The organism is Shimazuella kribbensis DSM 45090 (assembly GCF_000428065.1).
Classification (GTDB): domain Bacteria; phylum Bacillota; class Bacilli; order Thermoactinomycetales; family Thermoactinomycetaceae; genus Shimazuella; species Shimazuella kribbensis.
The window spans coordinates 178,331-199,960 of sequence record NZ_ATZF01000007.1 but is presented as its reverse complement, the minus strand read 5'-3'; the positions used below and the strand labels follow the sequence as shown (position 1 = coordinate 199,960).

The following is a 21,630-nucleotide window of genomic DNA, read 5'->3' as shown; positions in this document are numbered from 1 at the left end:
ATGCATGAAGTATGAAATTTCTGTATAATTGGAATGTTAATAGAGTAGGAGGGATGGGATGAGTGTTAACATTTTTTCTTCTGATTTTAAGGCTAAATCACATCAATTCTATAAGCAAATGCGAAAAGAGCGACCAACCTATCCTATTACACTACCAGGTAACAATCAGGGTTGGTTAATTACAAAGTATAAGCATGCAATAGAGATAATGAGTGATCAGCGGTTTATAAAGGATCCTCATGTGTTTCCTGATAACAACAATTATCGTTTCTTTCCAGATGACTACCGGGAATTTTTTATAGATTCGTGAGAGAGAAAACCCACGGTTTCAAACGTGGGATGAAAGCGATAGTCAGACGAGAGATGGCAGAGATCATCTCGTCTGACTATTTTTTGAAATTCTTGACATATACAAACATCGTTCTATAATATCCGTAAAATCCCATTTAGGGAGGTGAAATCGATGCACAGAGCCTTCCGATTTCGGCTTCGTCCCACAACAAAACAACGTATTTTAGAGTTAGCTGTTGAACAAGATGAATTAATCTATCGTCCAGGTTTTTTACTAAGGGGATTAGTTGAGTTTCCTGTGAAATACGAATAGTTTTTGGGAAACCACGCTTTTTAGAAAGTTGTGGTTTTTTTATATTTATCGAAAAGGAATGAACCAAATAGGAAAATTAAGAAATTGTACATTTATATAAGATGAATGAAACGTTATTATGGATGAAAGGTATTTTTTTAATTTTATATACAAATGATTTTAATATGGATAGTGTTCAGGATACGGAGGTAAGTTGTATGTTGTTTTCACAAGCAAAGGTAACTGCTGTTGGTTCTTATGTACCTGGAAGAAGACTAACGAATGATGATTTATCTAAATCAGTAGAAACAAACGATGAATGGATTCAACGAAGAACTGGAATGAAAGAAAGAAGAATCGCGGAAGATGTTCAATTTACAAGTGACTTAGCGATCAAAGCAGTTGAAAGTATGATAGAAACTTTTTCGCTTGAAATTCAAACCATCGATATGATTATTGTAGCAACATCTACATCTGATTTTGTATTTCCGAGTGTAGCAAGTCAAATTCAGAATTATTTTGGTATCTCGCAATGCGGTTCAATGGATCTTAGTGCAGCATGTGCTGGTTTTACCTATGCGCTCAATGTAGCAAATGGGCTTGTTTCAACCAATCAATGTAAAAAAGCATTGGTAGTAGGAGCGGAAACCATGTCCAAAGTTGTTGATTATCAAGATCGGACCACGTGTGTTCTATTTGGAGATGGAGCAGGGGTAGCCTTGGTAGAAAGAGAAGAGATCAATCCTAGTTTTGTTCATGCATCATATGGGACAAGAGGGGATGCAGGTCGGTATTTATATGTTTCCAATATAGCTAATAACATAGAAGGTGAAGGAATTAAAAAAGAGAAAAAAATTGTTCAAAATGGAAGGGAAGTTTTCAAATTAGCTGTTTCTTCCCTTTCCAATACTATTCCTCCCTTTTTAAAAGAAGCAGACTATGGGGTAGGAGATGTAGATTGGTTTGTGCCACACAGTGCTAATATGCGGATCATCCATGCAATTTGTGATCGGATCAATATGAATGAAGATAAGGTTCTATTCAGTGGAGAGTACTATGGTAATACCTCATCTGCATCTATTCCGCTATCTTTGACAGAAGCCTATCAGTTAGGAAAACTACAAAGAGGTGATCTTATTTTACTCTCTGGTTTTGGTGGAGGGTTTGTTTATTCACATTGTTTGTTAAGATGGAGTATTTGACTCTCTACACTGCTGAAGCAGTGGGATTCTTGGGATGGTAGTCTTTTGACTACTGCATTTAAAGGAAGTCTTAAATGAAGAAAAGATTGAAATCCAAATAAAGTTAGTTCAGGAAGAACCTTTTGCAAAGCACATCAGGCTAGTGAAGGATTTTTTGTTGATAACAAATAGGATACAAAGGTGTTATGTTATTGCTGTAAAAACAATGGGTTTCGAATTATTGTAAGGTCAGAGTACTATGCAGATTTGATCTTAATGCTTATGAGGCATCATCTTTTATAGAAAGTAGAATGGACAGCCTAACTTGTATCTTGCCTCCAAAGATCATTCCCTTTATAATGACATTAATATGAATATGTATTTTTCGGAGGAGCCTGTCAACCTATAACTTCTTTTTTAATAAAAAGGGAAGTTTATGTGTTGATGGGCTTTTTATTATGCAATAAGGGTGGGATTTGTTTGAATACAACAATGTTGGCTATTGGGATTTTTTTCATTATTTATGCCTTTATCATCACAGAGAAATGGAATCGAGCAGTTATTTCGTTATTAGGTGCATCTGTTATGATTTTAGTAGGTATTATAGATGTGCATAAAGTGTTTACTCACTATATAGAGTGGAATACGATTGCACTATTGATCGGTATGATGATTTTAGTGACCATCACGAATACAACAGGAGTTTTTCAATGGTTGGCGATCAAAACAGCAAAGTTAGTGAGAGGCAACCCGATTCATCTTTTGATGATGCTATCTCTTTTAACGGCCGCAGTTTCCGCATTGTTAGACAATGTTACAACAGTGTTGCTCATTGTGCCCATCACTTTTTCGATTACTCGTATTTTAAAGGTTAATCCAGTTCCTTATTTGATTTCTGAAGTAATCGCTTCCAACATAGGTGGGACTGCTACTCTCATAGGAGATCCGCCTAATATTATGATTGGTGCTGCGAACAAACATCTAACATTCAATGCTTTTTTGATGAATTTAGGTCCAATAGCAGTTATTATTCTTTTTACCACTCTTCTTATGTTGTATTTTATTTACCGCAATAAGCTTACTGTAACAGAAGAAGATAGACAGAAATTAGCTAATTTAGATGAAAATGAATCCATTGAGAACATTCCATTGATGAAAAAATCCTTATTTGTACTGGGATTAACGATTGTTGGTTTTACGCTTCATTCTATCTTACATGTAGAAGCATCTGTCATTGCTTTTGTAGGAGCCAGTTTATTGTTGCTGATTGGTTTAAATGAACATCAGATCGAAAAAACATTTGCCTCCGTTGAATGGACGACAATTTTCTTTTTTGCTGGGTTGTTCACTTTGGTAGGAGGGTTACAAGAAGTAGGAGTAATTAAATATGTCGCACAACAAGTGTTGAATCTCACTAATGGTGATCTTTCTTTAGCAGCTATTTATATTTTATGGATATCTGGAATTGCTTCTGCTACGATCGACAATATCCCTTTTGTTGCTACGATGATTCCATTGATTCAAGAGATGGCAAATAGCCTTGGTGTTAGTGTAAACGCACCTGCAATTAATACTCTCTGGTGGTCGTTAGCATTAGGAGCTTGTTTGGGAGGGAATGGTACGATTTTAGGTGCTTCTGCAAATGTAATTGTTGCAAGCCTTGCTGCTAAAGAAGGAAGAGGATTTAGTTATATGGAATTTTTAAAAATTGGAGCTCCGATCACGCTTGTTTCCCTAATCATCACCCATATCTATATTTTCATTCGCTATTTATAAGATAAAAGACAAAATGAATTTTTTTCCTTTCGAAACTATTGGGGAGGCAAGTGGAATGTTGAAAAGTGAGATTTGTTTTAGAAGAAAAAGAAAGGGAGTATTGTATTATGAAACTGAACAATATACGTTTATGTGTCACTAAGTTTAGGGAATGTTTTTTCTTTGATCGGGATATTTTAGGATTTAAAGTGTTATGGGGAAATGAAACTTCTGCTTTTGCTGAATTTGATACAGGTTTATCAAGACTGGCTTTGTTTCATCGAGAGCTTATGGCTCAATCGGTTGGTGTACATGATTTGCCATTGGAAAGTAAAAGTATGGACCCGTTTGTTCTTATTTTTGAAGTGGATCAAGTAGATAGGAAGTATAAGGAGCTACAGGATAAAGGGATCACATTTATCACTGAACCAACCGTTCGAGAAAATTGGGGAATGAAAGTATCTCATTTTAGAGATCCTCAAGGGAATATGATAGAGATTTACGAAGGTTTAGAGTGACTGGATAGGTAAAGAAAATAAAATTCATCTTAAAATAGGCAGACCTCTTTTATTTGAAAAAAGGTTCGCCTATTTTGTTTTCGATTATACCCAAATTATAAAAGTACTTATCATCACAAATAGGATAACATAGGTATTTACATTAAAATGATGTTATGAAACGTATGGTTGATAAAGATGGAGAAAAGATGAAACGAATAGGGATAGAAGGAGCATCGATCAGTTTTGCCGTTATTTGCTCAAGAAATGGAATGTGTATGAAGGACTAGATCATGATCTGTCTTACTATCCCTATTTTATTATAGAGGTACTTTAATAGTTTTTTAGGACGAGCTGTTGTAATTGGTTTAACCATCTTTATTGTAGCATAGTTATCTTTAAATGCAGGAGAGAACTGGCTATTTTCCTTTCTTACTGGCTATTTGAATCAGGAAGAGTTGCAATCATGCTAATCTCAACACGCGCACCTAGTGGCAATGAAGCAGCGACAGTTGTTTCGCGCACAGGGTATTCGTGATCAGGGAAGTAGCTTGCGTAGATTTCGTTAACTAGGCCAAAGTCTGATGCATCTGTTAAGTAGATCGTAGTTTTTACGACATCACGAAAGCCAACATCGATTTTATCAAGAATCTTGCCAAGATTTCTCATCACTTGATGCGTTTCAGCTTCGATACCGCCTTCGATAAGGGTACCCTCAGGGGTTTGCCCGATCTGTCCAGCTGTGAAGACCATTTCTGCATGAATGACCGCAAATGAATAAGGTCCAGCCGCCGGGGAAAGACCTTCCACTGCTCTTATTCGTTTCATTTTTAAACCTCCAATTTTGTTGAAAACACTTGTACAGCGCTTGCTGTAACTAGTATTTCATTCGTATCCATATCGTGGTTAATCTCCGCAAAACCTGGACGACCTATGAAGTTTCCTTGTTCTACGATTATTTTTTGTTGTTTGGATTCTATAAGATTGTTTTGTTTTGCGGCATGTATTAAACCAGCTTGCATGGAGCCGGTAAAAGGGTCTTCATCAATACCTATAAGAGGAGCAAGGCCACGCGCGTGCAAGTGTGACTCTTTCTTTATTGTTTCGTTGGTGAATAAACAAAATACAATTATATTTTCAGAACCAAAACTCGAACGGATTTGCTCGTAATTAAATCTCAGATCTCCAAGTTGTCTAAGGGACCTAATTGGGATATATAGGTAATTCAGTTCGTGGTCTAGGAGTACCTCACCATTTTTTTCAAGCACATTGGTGGGAATACCAAAGGAATGTGCAAATTCTTCCCCTTGTAGACGATAAGGTTCCATAGAGACTTTCGGAGTGGAAAATGTAATTTGGGACTGACTGTCGTTACCTCGCTTAACAGAAATATGGATCACGCCAATGTTTGTTTCGACACGGATAGAGCTTTGCCCAGAACCACCGAGACCATACATATGGAGTCGCGCTAGCTCATATAAAGCTCCTACGGTAGCATGCCCACAGAATTGCACTTCTTCGGTTGGCGTAAAATAACGCAGCTTGATATCAGCATCAACAGTAGTGGGCTTGAGTACGAATGAAGTCTCAGATAAGTTCATTTCTTTCGCGATATTTGCCATTTCGTAATTGTTCAGTTCGTCAGCATTTGTAACAACACCGGCAGGGTTACCACCAAAAAGAGTGTCCGTAAACGCATCCACTTGATGCAGATCGATTATTTTCTTCATGTTGTCTCCTCTGTTTCTAAATTGTAATTTGTCAATTCTGAAAATAACAAATCCAACTGTATGAACCTTGAATTTCCTTTCCTACTGTCTTTTCATCTTCATCATGGTCAAAAACATACATTTTCAATATTTTTTACCTAAGTCTCTACTTCTAAAAAGAATTACTCTACTATTTTAATATATATTCTTGTTTTACAAAACAAAAAAGTTCATTTCTAGTTCCAAATGTCTTAAGCTATTGGGGTTAATTGGAACAAAGCTCCTTAACATACAGAAAGTTAATAGTTTTACATTCCTAAAAACCGTAGCGTACCCTTTATCCAAAATAGTACAGTGTCCTCTTTTTTTAGTAACAGGGGTACCAGGAAGATATGTGTAAAAATAGGATATAGGCTAGGGATATTTACCAATGGACATTAGAAAGCCCAACAACCGTTGGGCTAATACATTTTTAACCTGTGAAATCCAGTGCCTTTCAAAAGGTTGTGGAGACCGTCTCTAATCAATTATATAGTCTCCAAAATCTTTCATATAACTGGTCGGACTATGCACAAGGCAGATAAACAATAAACTGGGTCCCACGCCCGATCTCACTTTGTACCGAAATGAAGCCTTGATGAGCTTCAACAAATTCTTTTGCAATTGCAAGTCCTAGACCCATGCCACCTGTATGACGGGAACGTGATTCTTCAACGCGATAAAACCGATCGAACAGAAAGGGCAGTTGCTCCGCCGCGATTCCGACTCCGGTGTCCGTAATCGAGATAGACGCAAAACGCGATTCATCATGGGAAATATCCGTAATTTGGATCGAAATCCTTCCACCAGATGAGGTATACCGCATGGCATTAACCAACAAATTATAGAATACTTGCGTAATTCTGTTAGGATCGACGAACACATTCAATTTTTGCGCCGGATACGAACGAATAATGTCGATATGTCGTTCTTCTGCTTCCGGCTTTAACATATCGATAATCCGATCTAAAAGGGGAATAAGATCAGTCGAGGATCGATCCAACTTCAATTTTCCTGCTTCTGCCAGTGTTAACTGGTGGAGATCGTCAACAAGCTTGGACAATCGGATTACTTCATCCTGCATAGGCAATAAGGTTTCTGGAGGAATGTCTCGTCCTCCCTCTTGAATCATTTCCATATAACATTGAATAATGGAGAGCGGTGTTCTTAATTCATGCGCCACATCGGCTGTCAAATTTTTTCGTACTTCTTCTGCGTGAAATAACTGCTGCGACATATGATTAAGCGCTTCAGTAACTTTCCCGAACTCATCCATTGTTGTCACAGGAATGCGAGTGTGAAGCTCTCCAACTGCGATTTTTTGTATGGCAGGGATGAGACGTTTCAGGGGTTGCGTTAATTTCTTGGTTAACCATAAGCCAAGAAGCAGTGCCATGATCCCGGTTAAGGCCGGTACCCTTAAACCTTGGGTGAGCATGGAGTCCAGAATATAATTTTTTAATAAATAATCTTCGCTTGATTCCCACCTATCGACATAGATTGTACCGACCGTTGTTCCGTTTACCATGATAGTATTCCGTTTTCCCTGTTGTATCAACGATTGAGGATCTCCCGATCCTCTAAAAAACAAGATGTTGCCATCAGGAGACAAAAGAGCAATCTTGCGTCGATCTAGATTTTTCTGCTCCAATTTGTCTGAAATCTTTATTTCTTCTATGCCTTCCCATGAGTTTTTATGCTCCTTATAGTAGATTTCAAACAGCCCTGTCGTTTTTTCTTTGAAATAATCTTCAAAACGGTTCTTTAAGTATCCTTGGGTTGCCCCGAAGTAGCCCACTGTGACAAAAAGAACCAGAATTGTCATTGCGCCAAATAATTTCCCTCGAACGTTCATAGCTTGTCACCGAATCGATAACCAAATCCGAACACGGTTTGAATATATTTTGGAACCGCTGGATCGTTCTCGATCTTTTTTCGCAAGTTGCTGATGTGAGAATCGATCGTGCGCTCGTAGTTAATGAAATCATCTTCCATGGCTGATTTCATCAGTTGAAGGCGACTGAATACAATACCAGGTTTGGCGGCCAAAGTAAGCAGTAATTTGAATTCAGTAGGAGTAAGAACAATTTCTACGTCATCGATCATGACTTGGCATTTCGACTCGATAATCGTCAAATTTCCCCTTATCATTGTTTGAATTTCTTCGGATTCCCCCTGAATGCGACGTAAGACGGAACGTATTCTCGCCGCTAACTCCCTCAAACTGTAAGGCTTTGTCATGTAATCATCGGCACCGATTTCCAAACCGATAATTTTATCCATCTCCTCCGTTTTTGCCGTCAGCATAATGATCCCATAAGAACCCATGTTTCGCAGTTCGCGGCAAACTTCAATTCCGCTCATTCCTGGAAGCATCCAATCTAAAACAACCAAAGCAGGACACTCCGTTTTGGCTGCGTTTAGCGCATCCTTTCCCGTAGTGGCGCTCACAATTCGAAACCCTTCATTTTGTAAATATGGAGCCATCGCCTCAAGCATTTTCACTTCATCGTCAACAAGAAGTATTGTTGTTTTCATCTAAAATCTCGCTTCTTTCTGCTGTTTTTATTCGTATTATAGCTTTATTTTTAAGCAAAAATAGAATCACCTTGAGAAAAGGATAGGTTCTGGACAAGTCCTTAACATCAACTTGATAAACTTCGTTTGATCGTGGAGGAACGCAATAGCAGGATGTACACAAATAAAAAATTCAACTTGCTCATTATTTAACGAAAGGGAGATGAAAGATGAATAATCAAAATAAAACGTAGTGGGGAGTTGGAAATCATACGGAGGATCTAAGCAAAGTAGCAAGTATCTGCGCAGCAAAGTATTTGAATGGAGTTTTGATCCCAATCTTCAAACCGGAACATGGTGGATGGAATCGGATTCAAATCGAGGTTGATGACCTAGGTGGCTTTGTCGAGATCTTACGTAAAGCAGGCCTACGCTTTCGGAATGATGTTGTCACAGGGGTTTTGGTGGAAAGCAGATCTTACCAGATGACCCAGCAGGTAATCCTATCGAACTCTTCGAGATTCTAAGTAAATGCAAGAGAAAGAACATTATCTCATTTGCATCTAACTATCCATACGAGAAGGACCAGAAGTGATCGCACGTTTTTGTTTTTCTTATAATAATGTGAGAACTACAACCATCCTAAAATCTGTTAGCAGACAATATAAGAATGCTAGATACATGGTATGTATAAGTTGATATATATACTACTTTAAATCAACAAAGAGGAGTAATTTACAAATGAAAATAAAGCTAGTTCCATTCGCAATACTTTGTACACTTTTACTTGTGCCAACTATTGCCTTTGCTGAAGGTACCAATGGTTATGTCGGATTTGGATATACCTCCGAGCGAACCGGAGCTATTGTGGCAGCAGTGGTGGGGCTCATCAGCGTGGTCATAGGTGGGCTGTCACTGGCTCGCTCCTCCGGTCGTTTCGGCACCGGCAACGGGCGGGCGGGGGCCATCGTGGCAGCAGTCGCAGGATTGATCGGTATACTCATCGCTGGACTTCATCTGACCAACACTTTCGGTTGTTTCGGCACCGGCAACGGGCGAGCGGGATCCTTCGTAGCCGTAGAGATAGGTTTGATAGGTATAGTAATTGCTGGAATAACTCTAGTTCGCTCCTCCGGTCGTCGTTTTAGCACCGGCAACGGACGTCGCAGGGCAATCGTAACCATAGTGGCGGGGCTGATCGGCATAGTCATTGCTGGGTTGTATTTGACTAACTCTTACGGTTGTTTCGGCAACAGCAACGGGCAAGCCTGGGCCATCGTGACCATAGAGGTAGGGCTGAACAGCATGGTGCTTGCTGGACTGTATCTGGCCCGCTTCCGCCGCACTGGCTGATGCCCTGTGTTGTGGTCCTTCCCGTCTTGGGCATTTTCTGGTGGGTGCAGAAATTTGCTCCGGTTTACTATATTTCATTTTCGTTCGTTATCATCTATATAGAAATCTAAACAACAGATTATCAAGCATTAATTTAAAAAGTGAAGTAGAATGAGTCTTCTGCGTCACTTTTGGGTTAAAATCGGAGGAAAAAATCCAAAAAAGAGAGGGCTAAGAATAAAAAAAGTGACATAGACATGGAGAAGTTTCAAACCCATCTTTTGGAAAAAAGAAATAGAGAGAAAACAGTTGAGGATTCTGGTCCGCAGGATTGTTTCCGATTAAAGGTTAGATGATACCAAAATTGATATATGCTCCCTTTACAATGGTACTATCGACGAAACTGCCCCGAGTCGTGCTTTTTCTCTTATATGGATCATTTAAAAAAGAGCATCCTTTTTAGGATGCTCTTAGTGTGAGAAACTAGAAACTAGCAACAGCGGCGGATACTTCCACTTCCATATTTCTCATCTGTTGCTTGTCGATGAAATTCTTTTTCGGATAGAGGGGTAGATGTTGGATGGCATTTTTGAAAATGATCTAAATACCGTTTGTAGTTTGGGACACCAGCAATTTCGTTTAAATAAGAAGAGATCGATCGCAATATTTTGAACCACTTCACAATCATACCTCCCCAGCAGGTTCATTTTTAATATATTCAGATTCATGAAGTGGGAGTTGTTCTCGTTTTATTAATACTTTATACCAGATACGAATGGATTCAAATAAGATAACTAGAACAAGGAAGATGAAAATTCCTGTTAGAACAGCATCCACCATGTTATTAAAAATAATTTGCTTCATTTGATCGATATTTTTGGCAACGCCCAATAGTTTTCCGCTGTCTAATGCTGTTTGATATTTATCAGCTGCTGCCAAAAAGCCAATGGCTGGACTGGGGTCGAATAATTTTTGCCAGCCGGCTGTCATTGTAACGGTTGTTAACCATACTAGTGGTACTACTGTTATCCAAGCGTAGATGGCTTTGCCCATTTTAATCAAGATCGTTGTTCCTACTGCTAATGCAATAACTGCTAGCATCTGATTGGCGATTCCAAATAATGGCCATAAGGTATTAATTCCACCAAGCGGATCTACTACTCCTTGGTAAAGGAAATATCCCCACAGAGCAACAATAACGGCACTTGTTAGAATATTGGCAGGATACCAATCTGTTTTTCCTAGTTTGGGAGATACTCTTCCAAGTAGGCCTTGTAAAACAAATCGTCCTACCCTTGTCCCTGCGTCAATGGTTGTTAAAATAAATACTGCTTCAAATAAAATTGCAAAGTGATACCAAAAAGCCATCCAAGTTTCTCCACCAAGAACAGATGAGAAAATAGTAGCCATTCCTATTGCTAAGGTTGGAGCTCCACCAGTACGAGATAAAATGGATTCTTCGCCGATCTGGTCTGCTAATTTGGTTAGATCATCTGGTGTAATCGTAAAGCCAAATTGAGTTACAGCTTGAGCTGCACTGTTTACGTCGGTACCAATCACAGCCGCTGGACTGTTGATAGCAAAATAGGTACCAGGTGTTAGAATACAAGCAGCAATTAAGGCCATAATGGCAACAAAAGATTCTGCGATCATTCCCCCATAGCCGATAAATCGGGCTTGTGATTCTCGCATAATCATTTTTGGAGTTGTTCCAGAGGATACCAATGCATGAAAACCTGAGATTGACCCACATGCGATAGTGATAAATACAAAAGGAAAGAGGTTTCCAGAAAATACTGGGCCTGTTCCATCAATAAACTTGGTCAATGCAGGCATTTGTAAATCGGGCATCATAAGTAAAATTCCCAGTGCTAGACCAAATATAGTTCCAATTTTAAGAAAAGTACTTAAATAATCACGTGGGGCAAGTAGTAGCCACACAGGGATAACAGAAGCAACAAATCCATAAATAATCATCATCCAAGCAATAGTTGTTCCTTCAAAGGTGAACATAGGAGCAAGAGATGGGCTTTCAGCAACTAATTGTCCTCCCCAAAGGGAGCCGAGTAACAAAATAAATCCGATTAAGGAAGCTTCTAATATTTTTCCTGGGCGTATATAACGCATATAGATTCCCATCAATAAAGCAATGGGGATCGTCATGGCAATCGTAAACATCCCCCAGGGACTTTCCGCAAGCGCTTTCACGACTACTAAACCTAATACAGCTAGAAGGATGGTCATGATACCTATAATAGCAATAAGCGAAGTAAATCCTGCTACTGGGCTTATTTCTTCTCTAGCCATATCTCCAAGTGATTTACCATTTCTACGCATGGATCCAAATAAAATAATGAAATCTTGAACAGCTCCACCAAGAACAACTCCAATAATGATCCAAAGTGTTCCTGGTAAGTACCCCATTTGGGCAGCGAGGATGGGTCCAACTAAAGGTCCTGCACCTGCGATTGCTGCAAAGTGGTGTCCGAATAATACCCATTTGTTTGTTGGTACGAAATCTTTTCCATCGTTATGAACTTCAGCGGGTGTTTTTCGTTGATCATCTAGTTTAAATACTTTCCTTGCCATGAATCGACTATAAAATCGATAGGCAACAGCATAAGTACAGACAGCAGCAGTGAGTAACCACATGGAATTTACGGATTCTCCCCGTTTTAACGCGAGTAACGCAAAACATGCTGCTCCAAGAACAGATACAAAAGCCCAGATCAAATAAGACCACCATTGTTTCTTCATTGTATTCATCCTTTCTGTTTCTTATTAATTCTGATAATTTTAATTAAAAAATTATTAATTAAATACTATTTTAATACAAAATTTCGATTCTTGGTACATGCTTACACCATTTTTTTATTACAACGTGTTGAGGAAAAGGTAGATTCTATCTTATATAGATACCTTGTTTTTATTGAATTGTAATGCATTGGAGTCAAAAAACTAATTAGAATCAAATTTGAAATGTTAGTTGTATGTTTTTTTTTTGAAAAAATCCACTGACAAGCTATGTCAGTGGAAGTGTTCTATTATAAATAAAAATGATTATTAGAGGAGAAGTTGAATATGTCACAAATAAATAAGAAAATTGGTTTTTTATTTCTTCAAGGTGCTGGATTACAAAGTTCGATTTGGAACAATGTATTGGAAAAACTGCCTTATCCCTATCTTTTAATAGATTCACCACAACCAAAAACCAATAAAAAGCTTACATTGGATGAATATTCGATGAATATTAAACAAGCAGTGGAGAAGTGGGAGGTAGAGAAAATTGTAATTGTGGCACACTCGATTGGAGGAGTGGTTGCTCTAAAGTGTGCCAACCTTATGCAAGATCGAGTGGTAGGATTAATAGCAATTGGGGCAGCTATACCGAAAGATGGAGGATCTTTTCTTTCTATCTTTCCATACCCAAAAAGCTTACTGATGCATATAATCTTAAGGCTATTCGGAACCAAACCACCTGAATCAGCAATCCGTCAAGGTTTATGTTCCGATATACCAGAGTCCAAAACCAAGGATATAATCGATAATTTTGTAGTTGAATCGTTGCATTTGTATACAGATCAGACCAATGTTTCATCACCGAATGTTTCAAAAATGTATGTGAAGTTGAGTGAGGATAAGGAACTTGATAATGTTCTGCAAGAAAAAATGATTCATAACTTGAATCCTGATCAGATAGTAGAACTAGACACTGGTCATTTGCCTATGATTAGTAGATCGGGTGAATTGAGTGGGATTTTATTGGATTTTATCAATAAGATGGATTGATATTTTGGATATATGAGTGGTCACATACATACATCCCCTATGATTTTTTAAGGGGGATGTAAATTATTATAGCAATTGTCGACTGAAAGCCCACGGTTTGAATCGTGGGATGAAAGACGACGTTGCTCGAAATCCCAAAGAGGGGTTGCAAGAGTAACGAATATTCTGTATATTAGAACATATGATCGGTGATCATCCTACTGGTAGTAGGTTTGGCTTTGAAAATGTAATGGTATTGGGTTTCGGCGGCAAATGGATACGTCTCCCGCCGAGTAAAACCATTAGAGGCAGGAAGAGGACTAGAACACTGGTAACAGGTGTTCCGCCCATGCGGGTACACTTCTAACTGCATGGGATGGGGTGATGGCACACCCCTAAACTTGAGCGTTGTTCCAAACGGAAACGGATTGCGGACGCTAACGACTCAAGAATCCCACGGCTTTAGCCGTGGGAGTGTCAATTTGGATTATCTAAGAGATTGAACTACTTTTTCTAAATGAAGTTTGCGGGATGCTTTAAAATAAACGACAGCTTTTGTTGGAACCTTGTTTTTGATATGCGTGATCAAAGGAGCATGTCGATAGTAGGAAAATATTTTTTTAGGATTCATTCCATGCGTAATGGCACTTTCCGCTATCTTTCGTCCATGGGATCCGATCGTAATCAATTGATCAATATTTGACTTTGCAACATATTCTCCAATGGAGGCATGAGACTGGTTTGAAATATTTCCAAGTTCTAACATATCTCCAAGAACAGCTACTTTAGGACGTTTGTAAGCGATTTGTTGTAAAACGCCCAAACCCGCTTTCATTGCTGTAGGATTTGCATTCCAAGCATCGTTAATCAAGGTGTGTCCTGTTTTACTAGATAGGACTTGAAGCCTCATTTTTGGTGTTTGGAACCGTGCTAGTCCTTGTTTGATATTAGATAAAGATATGCCCATACTCGTTGCAATGCCAATAGCTGCTAGTGCATTGTAAACATTGTGTTTTCCATAAGTGGGAATGTATATCGATATTTTCTTTCCTTGGACATCAGCGTCAAAAGTAATGCCCTTAGATGAATAGGAAATATTTTCACCTCGAATATGTGCAGTATTACTCAAACCGAAAGTTCGAATCTGTGCTTTGGATCGTTTTAAGTCCAACCGTTTGGAACGCTCATCATCAGCATTGATATACAGTATACCGCCAGAACGAACCCCTTCTACTAGCTCTTGTTTTGCTTTGACAACTCTACTCAACCCACCAAGACTGCCTGCATGAGCTTCTCCAACATTCGTAACAACTCCAATATGTGGTTTTACAATATTGCACTGACGTCGAATGTTATTTAAGCTTTTCATTCCGATTTCAAGCAAAAGTAAGTTGTGATGATCCTTCAAACGAATAAGATAATTTGGTAAAAAGGGAAACGTATTAACATTTCCTTTTTACCTGTAAATAACAACACTAAATTTTCGGATAAATAACCAATGTAAATTGATCATCTCGTTGGTGTTTTTCTTTTCTATAGGTGCATTTTTCGAGGACGCTTTTCAATAAGGAATTTTTTTGTGCTGGATCATCCAATTGATTGTAGATTTCTAAGACATGTTTCACACGAGGTATGATATCTTTTTTTGCTTTTTGGCGTTCTTGTTCTAGGGTTAAGTCTTTTGCTGTTTTTTGTATTAATGTTTGAGTTCCTTCTATACGATTGGCAATATGTTGGAAACGATCTAAGTAGGTAGAGTCATCATAAATTCCACGCTCTAATAAATCATGCAATCGACCTTTTTGGGATTCCAAATTCTTTAATTCTTGATTCAAATTATGTAATGTCGATATTTTTATTTCGATGATATGATTCTCACTATTTGGTTTATCTGATATATCCCATTTTAGCTGGTATTGCTCTAACCATTGATGGAGGACGAAAATGATCCTATTTTCCAAATGAGAGAATCGAGCACTCCTGTTTTTGCACTGTTTCCTTCTATAACACATGATGTGGGGAGGTTGTTTGGAATAGGTTCTAAGTATCATGGATGATCCACAATTTTCACATTTGACAAGTCCCGCAAGCGGATTGGAAATATCATTTGATGCTTTGTGAGGTACATGCGTCCTAGATTTTAGAATATCTTGTGTTTTTCGATATGTTTCCATTGAAATGATTGCTTCATGTTTACCTTTCACATCAATCCAATCTTCTCTTGGTCTTAATACAGAGCCCAGTTTGTTATTTCTTGTCTGTGTGGCTTGTGTTTTTTTCCATTGTAATCGTCCAGCATAAACTGCATTTTTTATAATGTTTCTCACAAGATATCCATTCCACCATTTACCCTCATATGTGCGTATTCCTTGTGCATTCAGTAGATCAGCAATTTTACTTGAACTGAGTCGTTGATGAGGATCATCATTGGTATACCATTCAAACATCATTTTCACAATTGGGGCTGTCTCCTCATCGGGAATCAAGTAACGACCGTTGACGTCTTCTTGTACTTTGTAACCATAAGGTGAGCGGGTTGCAATGAAGTTTCCTTCCTCTACAGATCGGATTCGTCCTCCTTGCAATCGTCGATTAATAATCTTTAATTCTTTTCTTGCCATGAAGGCTTCAAATTCGCTATATTCTTCATCCCATTCATCCAGAAGATCATAGGTTTTACGTGGTGTAATGATCTTTGTATTGGAATTTCGAAATGTTTCTAAGATAAGGCCCTGTTCCTTCATGTTTCCACGACCTAAACGATCCATGTCCATTACCAAAACACCATCATATTTGTCTGTTTCCACTTCTTTTAGCAGCTCCATCATTTCTGGACGATGAAGGAGGCTTTCTCCCGATACAATTTCCTGTCTAATGTTAATGATATTTAGATTTTGTTGTTTCGCTACTTGTAACAATGTCTTTTTATGCTTAGCGAGAGTTTCACCTTCGCCTCGTGTCTCTGCTTCGATATCACTTCTTGATTTTCGGAGGTATATAGCTACTCTTTCCATTAAGAAAATTCACACCTTTTGAATGAAAAATAATGTGATTGTCCTAGAGACGGAATTGCATACGGTTTATAGAGGTGATCCAGTATGCAAGATCCTCAATTTAGCAAAGTATATGAGGTAGGAGGTACAACTATCTACGTTGTTGGTCCACAAATTACAGAAGAGGAGCGAATCGAAAGATTAGAAGATATAAAACGGCAAATATGGTTTATATGGATGAACAGGTTATCAGAAAAATAAAAGCAATCTTGAAATGTTGATACCTTAAATCAAACAATAATATTCATGAAAATCGTGGTTATGTATGTAATTTTTTTATTTATCTTGGAAATGGACAGTAAACCCCTTCGTTTAACGAATTTCCATAATTGTTAATCTTTAATTAGCGTGATTATAAAAGAAGTCAACTAGTTCAACTCGACCGATAGGGTCTGGAGATGAAGGACAACAAGCACTTCTACGGGCTTCATGACGGTCGCGTTTCTGCCTGGTACAACTTGATCCGCTACTGGGGAAGGACCTCTTGACTGAGCAGATGCTCGAGGGGATCAGGTACATCGAGGAGCGCAACGTGCTGTCGGGTGCCCAGTGTGTGATCGAGAAGGTGAAGCAGTGTCTCGAAAGCAAGGAGCCCAACGAGTTCCCCAGTTCCGAGATGCTGAGGAAGCTTTACGGCTTCATACTTCGTCTGAAGAAGTTCTACTCGACACCACGTCACATGGAGCAATTCGAGTAGCTCGACATGGCTCTGCTTACCTTCGAGGGTGAGATCAAGCTTCACCTCATCCGAGTGTATACGAGTGAGGTGATCCGTGAATCTGGATTCCCGAGCTGGATCCTGGAGCAGTCTTCCTTCAAGGCCGCTCAGGATCATCTGGTGCACCAGTCCGAGGAGTCCCGAACCGAGTGTGCGGAGCTCTGGGATACCCTCCTCTATCTGTGGGTGGAGTTCGCTCCGGCTGTGAAGGCCGAGGTAGAGGCGTTCCGTAAGGTCGTCAAGCCCAGCGCGTAGGCGTTAGGGCACATCAGATGCAGTTCTTCTGATGTGCCCGCCAAAAATAATATTTTTCTATAGATAAAGAGATTGTCTTTTTAATGGCAGACAATCTCTTTTTACGTTTATTTTCCAAATGAAATAGCCATTTTTTCCTTTGATTTTCAATTTGTACGAATATTTATTATCTGAAATGAGTTAATCGAAGCGATGATCAAGATGATGTGGTCTAATCTACTGTCAAAATGGAGTTTCGGTGTTATTCTTGAGAAGTTTTTACAAACATGGTTGGTGTAATAGTACTTGATTGTAATTTTAAATGTTACAATTTGTAAAATTAAGAGGATTGGAGGTAGGGGTGTATCGAATAAATGAATAACTTTACATAGAGGTGGTTTAGAATGAAAAAAAATTATATTTTCCCTTTACTCTTAACCGTGTTGTTGATTACACCCTTTACGATGTATGGGAATGCAAGTCAAGTCTCAGCAGGAAGCTATGAAGAGACCCACAGAAAGAAAGATGTTAACAAATTAGATGAAGTAGAAATAGAGTTAGAGAGAGATGAAATCGAAGTTGAAATAGAGTTTGAACAAGGTGAGATAGAAATAGAAAATGAAAACAACTAAAGTGATCTCTTTGAGATCGCTTTTTTCTGTAGATGATAAAAGAAAATTCAACAACAATTATATTTTTCGCGGGCATAACAGAGCAGGAGCATATTCCGTGTAGCTGGTTGGATTCCTTCTAGCCAGCTCCTGGTTTTAGTGCATTCAAGAAGAAACTTTATCTATCTTTGATCAACCATATTTCCCGTGTCTCCTAGGAGATCTGAGGCAAGAGGTGTGAACCAAGGCACGAAATACGGGTTATATGATTAGAGTTATGGGTGGCATTACTAGATAAACATAGGCAATTGAGACTCCAAACGACTAAAGTCGTGGGATTCTTAGGTAGTTAGCGCATGCAGTTCATTTCTGTTTTGTGCAACTCCGTCTTTCATCCCATGATTCAAACCATGGGCTTTCAGTCAGCAAAAGTTTGTAATTTGATTTAACACACATATCCTCGACAAAGCAGGGGCGATTAGGGACAGAAGCTTTGTTTGAATATATAAAAGGTGGGTACATTCCTAAAACAAAGTGAATAAGTTAATTTGTATAAAATTTGGAGGGATTGAACTAGAATGTACTATCATCCGTATATATATCCATATCCTGTAAATGTATCAAGATACAACTTTAGAACAAGTTATGCTTATTGGAATAATCCTTATATGGATCAATATGGCACTGTAAATACGATTCCAATAAAGGATTATGGAGCTAAACCATATGTTGTAAATATTAATAAGGTTACAAAGCAAAACCGTACATTTCGTACAGCATTGTGGACGGGAGATCATCTTCAAGTTACTTTAATGAGTATTCGTGTTGGAGAAGATATTGGTCTCGAAGTTCATCCTAATGTTGATCAGTTCTTGCGCATTGAAGAGGGTCATGGAATGGTTCAAATGGGGAACAAGAAAAATAATTTATATTTCAAGAAAAGGGTGCATGATGATGATGCGATCATGGTACCTGCTGGTACATGGCACAATGTCATCAATACGGGGAAAAAACCTCTTAAACTCTACAGTATTTATGCACCACCTAATCATCCATTCGGTACGGTTCATAAAACAAAGGCAGATGCAATGCATGAGGAGCACTAGAGTATAGTTGTATTTATTGATATAAAGCCTACTTTCAAAACCCATATAACGTGTGGTTATTTCCGTTCAAACGAGGGTTGGAAGATGCGAAAGAATTGTCGAGATCATTTTATAAAGGGAAAGCATGGCGCAATTAATGTCATGCTTATTTTATTACTTAGCATGGATTAGATGAGATGAGAGAACTAAGAATATATGGTTTACGTTTTAAATAAAAGGTTAAGTAGTTATTCTATCAAAAAGAATTTTGTGTAATTAAGATGGGAATTGTTTTAAAATTTGAATGAAAGAAAATTAATTGGAAAGAGGCAGTGAGTATGTTTCAAGATTGTTTCGTGATATCGTATCCATTTTTATACCTAAGGGAGAACTCTATATCAGAATCTATCTGACTGTTTTTTTTATTGACTGGAAAGTTATGTCCTATGAAAATTGTTCATACTTCTGTTATTTCTTCTCGATCAAACGGTCTTACTACCCCCAATAAAAGAGAGAGGGATTACAATTCAAGTATTCAAATGTCAACGATGGATTAAGTTGATATTATTCATTACTTTTCCTATCGTCTTCGTTCTTGCTGGGTATGTATACTATCTATTTCAACAAGAACCGAACTCATGGAGTATTGGGCTAGCTGTAATAAAATTAGAATTCAGTGATGCTAAAATGGTTCCTATTGATTCTGATTATCATCAACAAAACAAACAATACATAACCTATGCAAAAGGTAGTAACGATTTCATACCAAAAAAGATGAAGCAGCAAGGTTGGAAGTTTCAAGAACAAATGGGTTCTGCTTATTTTTTCATGAAGGATCAAAAATGTGGACACGAAGGTATATCCTTATAAACATGCCATGATTCTTTGGATGTACTGGGTATTTTCTCCTATTCTTTTCTGTCAAATAGAAGAGGCGAAGTAGAATCTTTGATAACTCTTGTGTGTTTTCTTGTATCGACTGATGTATCAATAAAAAATAGGTTCGAATCATATAGAAGGCCTTCTTGCGGAGCAAGAGTTCTCTCATGCGAAACACGGAAGAAGAGCATAAGAAGATAGTGATCAGCTGACTATAGCGATAGCATTCCATTCGTTCATTTATAATGTCTTTACAGTGATCGATCTTGAAAATCGATTTCCATGTTTTGAACAGAATCTCGACTTCAAGAGCAGCTGATGATAAATGTTTTTCTTCCGTAATAGGTTTCGTTCATGTTGAATCGGAAGATTCATTGCGAAACGCCATCCTTTCCTATATTCCTATAGAAAGAATAGCGTTTTTCTGATGTTAAGACTATTCTATTTTCTTGGCTTGATGGCGATGGGGTATGGCAATCAAAAGCGGCCAGATGCAAGTAAACCAATCCCCTCAGCGTCTGCCCTTTTCCCCTACTGGGATTATTGTCTTCAGGGTTCTGTTTATCGCCGTGAATTTATTTCAGGATTGTCCGAATGACCGCTTAGCCGGCCAAGATCCTTGAAGTTTGCAGATTTGTATAATTTGTCCGGTGTGATACGCATCGTGAAGAATAAGACTGTATAACCACATGCCGACAGGGCTCGGAACTTCTCGCTCCAAGTCGTAATCGCTGTACCCAGCAATGATGTTGCGAATCGATTGATGTACGTCGTCCAGTTTCTTAACAGATTCTTCCCAAGCGGACGGTTCCACGGAAGTGACGGCAAATGTGTCGTTGTTTGTCAAACCTTGAGGGTTCTCGGTTTCTTCACCTGTTAGACGCTTCAGGAACCGTTCCTTGTAAAACGTCAGATGGTGAACGTTCTCCCAGATTGTATTGATCGGAGCGCCTTCAGGCTTCCAATTCGCTTGCTCCGCCGTAATGCCTTTGAGCACATCGGCCAACGGAGGATACCAGTCTTCTTTGTCGTAACCAATTTCCCAACCGTGTAATAAAAATGCTTTCTTGTCCATACGATTCCTCCTGAAATAAAAATATGTAACGACTAAAAATTAAAATGATAGTTACAACATAGTATCACATGCGGACAGAAGAGCACCCACCGATAATGTACTCAGATTTAGTAAAGTTGTCAGGTGGTTTTACTATTCAAACTCCTACAGCAAAACGGGCGAAATCTCACCGATATAAGAGAAAAACTGATAGGTGTTGTTTATGATTATACCACTTCTACTCATCAGGCAACGTAGTTCTTAACTTGATGGATGTGGGGTGCTACCTGTATCACAGGAAAATATATTATACTGAATAAACTATTTGAAATTGGTACAATATCCAAATATCTGAGATATAAACCTATACATAATTCCTAATGTTTATTATTATTTTTATAAAGGAGGGATTTTTAATGAAATCAAAAAAATTAATTGGTTTATTTGCAGCAGCAGTACTTACTACCGTTCCGTTAACGGGGTGTGGTGATGATGAGGAACCATGCTATGATTCTCAAGGGAATGAAGTAGCATGTGATAGTGTTGATGTCGATGTCCACAGTTCCAGTGGTGGTGGATATGGTGATGGATCTCACGGTTCCGGAGGTTGATTCG

The 21,630-nt window shown here is 38.5% G+C and carries 23 protein-coding genes and 2 pseudogenes; 14 read left to right on the top strand and 11 right to left on the bottom strand.

The window, feature by feature from the left end; all coding sequences use genetic code 11:
* Window positions 1-58 precede the first annotated feature (58 nt).
* The 5 genes from A3GQ_RS0112655 (at window position 59) to A3GQ_RS0112635 (ending at window position 4,037) form a co-directional block, all read left to right on the top strand.
* The gene (locus A3GQ_RS0112655) at window positions 59-310 is read left to right on the top strand and encodes a hypothetical protein (protein WP_028777355.1); all 252 of its coding nucleotides are present in this window, start codon (window positions 59-61) and stop codon (window positions 308-310) included.
* 153 nt (window positions 311-463) lie between these two features.
* A complete protein-coding gene (locus tag A3GQ_RS27075) occupies window positions 464-604 on the top strand; it encodes a hypothetical protein (RefSeq protein WP_156877702.1) in 141 nt (46 codons plus the stop codon).
* Window positions 605-801: 197 nt separating this feature from the next.
* Window positions 802-1,785 (top strand): ketoacyl-ACP synthase III, encoded by a 984-nt coding sequence (locus tag A3GQ_RS0112645; protein ID WP_028777354.1) that lies wholly within the window; start codon window positions 802-804, stop codon window positions 1,783-1,785.
* A 423-nt stretch (window positions 1,786-2,208) separates the two neighbouring features.
* Entirely contained in the window at window positions 2,209-3,540 is a 1,332-nt protein-coding gene (locus A3GQ_RS0112640; RefSeq protein ID WP_211227734.1) for an ArsB/NhaD family transporter, read from the top strand.
* A gap of 107 nt (window positions 3,541-3,647) precedes the next feature.
* Entirely contained in the window at window positions 3,648-4,037 is a 390-nt protein-coding gene (locus A3GQ_RS0112635; protein ID WP_028777352.1) for a VOC family protein, read from the top strand.
* Window positions 4,038-4,448: 411 nt separating this feature from the next.
* Here the strand turns inward: A3GQ_RS0112635 and A3GQ_RS0112630 are convergent, their stop codons facing one another.
* From A3GQ_RS0112630 to A3GQ_RS0112615, 4 genes are all read right to left on the bottom strand, one after another.
* Window positions 4,449-4,844 (bottom strand): RidA family protein, encoded by a 396-nt coding sequence (locus tag A3GQ_RS0112630; RefSeq protein ID WP_028777351.1) that lies wholly within the window; start codon window positions 4,842-4,844, stop codon window positions 4,449-4,451.
* Window positions 4,845-4,846: 2 nt separating this feature from the next.
* Window positions 4,847-5,746, bottom strand: a complete 900-nt coding sequence (locus tag A3GQ_RS0112625) for a PhzF family phenazine biosynthesis protein (RefSeq protein ID WP_028777350.1) — start codon at window positions 5,744-5,746, stop codon at window positions 4,847-4,849.
* A 544-nt stretch (window positions 5,747-6,290) separates the two neighbouring features.
* Window positions 6,291-7,619 carry a sensor histidine kinase gene (locus tag A3GQ_RS0112620; protein ID WP_028777349.1) on the bottom strand — a complete coding sequence of 443 codons (1,329 nt, stop codon included), beginning with the start codon at window positions 7,617-7,619 and terminating at the stop codon, window positions 6,291-6,293.
* Window positions 7,616-8,302: a response regulator transcription factor gene (locus tag A3GQ_RS0112615; protein WP_028777348.1), complete on the bottom strand. Its 687-nt coding sequence runs from the start codon at window positions 8,300-8,302 to the stop codon at window positions 7,616-7,618. Before A3GQ_RS0112615 ends, A3GQ_RS0112620 begins: the two co-directional genes overlap by 4 nt.
* 720 nt (window positions 8,303-9,022) lie before the next feature.
* On the opposite strand from A3GQ_RS0112615, the gene A3GQ_RS28050 reads away from it, so the two are divergent.
* A complete protein-coding gene (locus A3GQ_RS28050; protein ID WP_245596781.1) occupies window positions 9,023-9,634 on the top strand; it encodes a DUF6223 family protein in 612 nt (203 codons plus the stop codon).
* Window positions 9,635-10,103: 469 nt separating this feature from the next.
* Here the strand turns inward: A3GQ_RS28050 and A3GQ_RS0112600 are convergent, their stop codons facing one another.
* On the bottom strand, window positions 10,104-10,295 hold the full coding sequence (locus A3GQ_RS0112600; protein WP_245596780.1) for a YbdD/YjiX family protein: 192 nt from the start codon (window positions 10,293-10,295) through the stop codon (window positions 10,104-10,106).
* A gap of 2 nt (window positions 10,296-10,297) precedes the next feature.
* Entirely contained in the window at window positions 10,298-12,370 is a 2,073-nt protein-coding gene (locus A3GQ_RS0112595) for a carbon starvation CstA family protein (protein ID WP_028777345.1), read from the bottom strand.
* Between the two features lie 324 nt (window positions 12,371-12,694).
* On the opposite strand from A3GQ_RS0112595, the gene A3GQ_RS0112590 reads away from it, so the two are divergent.
* A complete protein-coding gene (locus A3GQ_RS0112590) occupies window positions 12,695-13,402 on the top strand; it encodes an alpha/beta fold hydrolase (protein WP_037464828.1) in 708 nt (235 codons plus the stop codon).
* A 466-nt stretch (window positions 13,403-13,868) separates the two neighbouring features.
* Here A3GQ_RS0112590 and A3GQ_RS28385 read toward each other — a convergent pair whose 3' ends face one another.
* The 3 genes and pseudogenes from A3GQ_RS28385 to A3GQ_RS0112580 all read right to left on the bottom strand — a co-directional run bounded on the left by A3GQ_RS28385 (window position 13,869) and on the right by A3GQ_RS0112580 (window position 16,395).
* Window positions 13,869-14,291, bottom strand: coding sequence for a glutamate ligase domain-containing protein (locus A3GQ_RS28385; protein WP_342665002.1), 423 nt, complete (start codon window positions 14,289-14,291; stop codon window positions 13,869-13,871).
* 75 nt (window positions 14,292-14,366) lie between these two features.
* Window positions 14,367-14,798: pseudogene (locus A3GQ_RS28380) on the bottom strand (Mur ligase family protein); the annotation flags it as partial.
* A gap of 58 nt (window positions 14,799-14,856) precedes the next feature.
* Window positions 14,857-16,395, bottom strand: a complete 1,539-nt coding sequence (locus tag A3GQ_RS0112580) for a recombinase family protein (protein WP_028777343.1) — start codon at window positions 16,393-16,395, stop codon at window positions 14,857-14,859.
* Window positions 16,396-16,479: 84 nt separating this feature from the next.
* Here A3GQ_RS0112580 and A3GQ_RS27065 point away from each other — a divergent pair, with 84 nt between their 5' ends.
* The 6 genes from A3GQ_RS27065 to A3GQ_RS0112555 all read left to right on the top strand — a co-directional run bounded on the left by A3GQ_RS27065 (window position 16,480) and on the right by A3GQ_RS0112555 (window position 19,952).
* Window positions 16,480-16,635 carry a hypothetical protein gene (locus A3GQ_RS27065; RefSeq protein ID WP_156877700.1) on the top strand — a complete coding sequence of 52 codons (156 nt, stop codon included), beginning with the start codon at window positions 16,480-16,482 and terminating at the stop codon, window positions 16,633-16,635.
* A gap of 372 nt (window positions 16,636-17,007) precedes the next feature.
* Window positions 17,008-17,163, top strand: coding sequence for a hypothetical protein (locus A3GQ_RS27720; protein ID WP_169818292.1), 156 nt, complete (start codon window positions 17,008-17,010; stop codon window positions 17,161-17,163).
* Window positions 17,138-17,407: a hypothetical protein gene (locus tag A3GQ_RS27055; protein ID WP_156877698.1), complete on the top strand. Its 270-nt coding sequence runs from the start codon at window positions 17,138-17,140 to the stop codon at window positions 17,405-17,407. Before A3GQ_RS27720 ends, A3GQ_RS27055 begins: the two co-directional genes overlap by 26 nt.
* A gap of 383 nt (window positions 17,408-17,790) precedes the next feature.
* A complete protein-coding gene (locus A3GQ_RS0112565; protein ID WP_028777341.1) occupies window positions 17,791-18,018 on the top strand; it encodes a hypothetical protein in 228 nt (75 codons plus the stop codon).
* 557 nt (window positions 18,019-18,575) lie between these two features.
* Complete coding sequence (locus A3GQ_RS24335; RefSeq protein WP_037464825.1) at window positions 18,576-19,103, top strand: cupin domain-containing protein; 528 nt, start codon at window positions 18,576-18,578, stop codon at window positions 19,101-19,103.
* 537 nt (window positions 19,104-19,640) lie between these two features.
* A complete protein-coding gene (locus A3GQ_RS0112555; protein WP_156877697.1) occupies window positions 19,641-19,952 on the top strand; it encodes a hypothetical protein in 312 nt (103 codons plus the stop codon).
* Window positions 19,953-19,983: 31 nt separating this feature from the next.
* Here the strand turns inward: A3GQ_RS0112555 and A3GQ_RS28045 are convergent.
* A pseudogene (locus A3GQ_RS28045) lies at window positions 19,984-20,268 on the bottom strand (IS4 family transposase); the annotation flags it as partial.
* 273 nt (window positions 20,269-20,541) lie between these two features.
* Window positions 20,542-21,036, bottom strand: coding sequence for a DinB family protein (locus A3GQ_RS0112550; protein ID WP_028777339.1), 495 nt, complete (start codon window positions 21,034-21,036; stop codon window positions 20,542-20,544).
* A 395-nt stretch (window positions 21,037-21,431) separates the two neighbouring features.
* Between A3GQ_RS0112550 and A3GQ_RS0112545 the strand changes: the two genes are divergently transcribed.
* Window positions 21,432-21,626 (top strand): hypothetical protein, encoded by a 195-nt coding sequence (locus tag A3GQ_RS0112545; protein WP_028777338.1) that lies wholly within the window; start codon window positions 21,432-21,434, stop codon window positions 21,624-21,626.
* The last annotated feature ends 4 nt before the right edge of the window (window positions 21,627-21,630 follow it).

Excerpts from the sequence above, each read along its gene's own strand:
- A3GQ_RS0112580 (WP_028777343.1), bottom strand. The coding sequence starts at position 16,395 with ATGGAAAGAGTAGCTATATACCTCCGAAAATCAAGAAGTGATATCGAA.
- A3GQ_RS0112645 (WP_028777354.1), top strand. The coding sequence starts at position 802 with ATGTTGTTTTCACAAGCAAAGGTAACTGCTGTTGGTTCTTATGTACCT.
- A3GQ_RS0112625 (WP_028777350.1), bottom strand. The coding sequence starts at position 5,746 with ATGAAGAAAATAATCGATCTGCATCAAGTGGATGCGTTTACGGACACT.
- A3GQ_RS0112590 (WP_037464828.1), top strand. The coding sequence starts at position 12,695 with ATGTCACAAATAAATAAGAAAATTGGTTTTTTATTTCTTCAAGGTGCT.
- A3GQ_RS27075 (WP_156877702.1), top strand. The coding sequence starts at position 464 with ATGCACAGAGCCTTCCGATTTCGGCTTCGTCCCACAACAAAACAACGT.
- A3GQ_RS0112565 (WP_028777341.1), top strand. The coding sequence starts at position 17,791 with ATGAAAAAAAATTATATTTTCCCTTTACTCTTAACCGTGTTGTTGATT.
- A3GQ_RS28050 (WP_245596781.1), top strand. The coding sequence starts at position 9,023 with ATGAAAATAAAGCTAGTTCCATTCGCAATACTTTGTACACTTTTACTT.
- A3GQ_RS24335 (WP_037464825.1), top strand. The coding sequence starts at position 18,576 with ATGTACTATCATCCGTATATATATCCATATCCTGTAAATGTATCAAGA.
- A3GQ_RS0112615 (WP_028777348.1), bottom strand. The coding sequence starts at position 8,302 with ATGAAAACAACAATACTTCTTGTTGACGATGAAGTGAAAATGCTTGAG.
- A3GQ_RS0112595 (WP_028777345.1), bottom strand. The coding sequence starts at position 12,370 with ATGAAGAAACAATGGTGGTCTTATTTGATCTGGGCTTTTGTATCTGTT.
- A3GQ_RS0112550 (WP_028777339.1), bottom strand. The coding sequence starts at position 21,036 with ATGGACAAGAAAGCATTTTTATTACACGGTTGGGAAATTGGTTACGAC.
- A3GQ_RS28385 (WP_342665002.1), bottom strand. The coding sequence starts at position 14,291 with ATGAGGCTTCAAGTCCTATCTAGTAAAACAGGACACACCTTGATTAAC.
- A3GQ_RS0112635 (WP_028777352.1), top strand. The coding sequence starts at position 3,648 with ATGAAACTGAACAATATACGTTTATGTGTCACTAAGTTTAGGGAATGT.
- A3GQ_RS0112640 (WP_211227734.1), top strand. The coding sequence starts at position 2,209 with ATGGGCTTTTTATTATGCAATAAGGGTGGGATTTGTTTGAATACAACA.
- A3GQ_RS0112655 (WP_028777355.1), top strand. The coding sequence starts at position 59 with ATGAGTGTTAACATTTTTTCTTCTGATTTTAAGGCTAAATCACATCAA.
- A3GQ_RS27065 (WP_156877700.1), top strand. The coding sequence starts at position 16,480 with ATGCAAGATCCTCAATTTAGCAAAGTATATGAGGTAGGAGGTACAACT.
- A3GQ_RS0112620 (WP_028777349.1), bottom strand. The coding sequence starts at position 7,619 with ATGAACGTTCGAGGGAAATTATTTGGCGCAATGACAATTCTGGTTCTT.
- A3GQ_RS0112630 (WP_028777351.1), bottom strand. The coding sequence starts at position 4,844 with ATGAAACGAATAAGAGCAGTGGAAGGTCTTTCCCCGGCGGCTGGACCT.
- A3GQ_RS27055 (WP_156877698.1), top strand. The coding sequence starts at position 17,138 with ATGGCTCTGCTTACCTTCGAGGGTGAGATCAAGCTTCACCTCATCCGA.
- A3GQ_RS0112545 (WP_028777338.1), top strand. The coding sequence starts at position 21,432 with ATGAAATCAAAAAAATTAATTGGTTTATTTGCAGCAGCAGTACTTACT.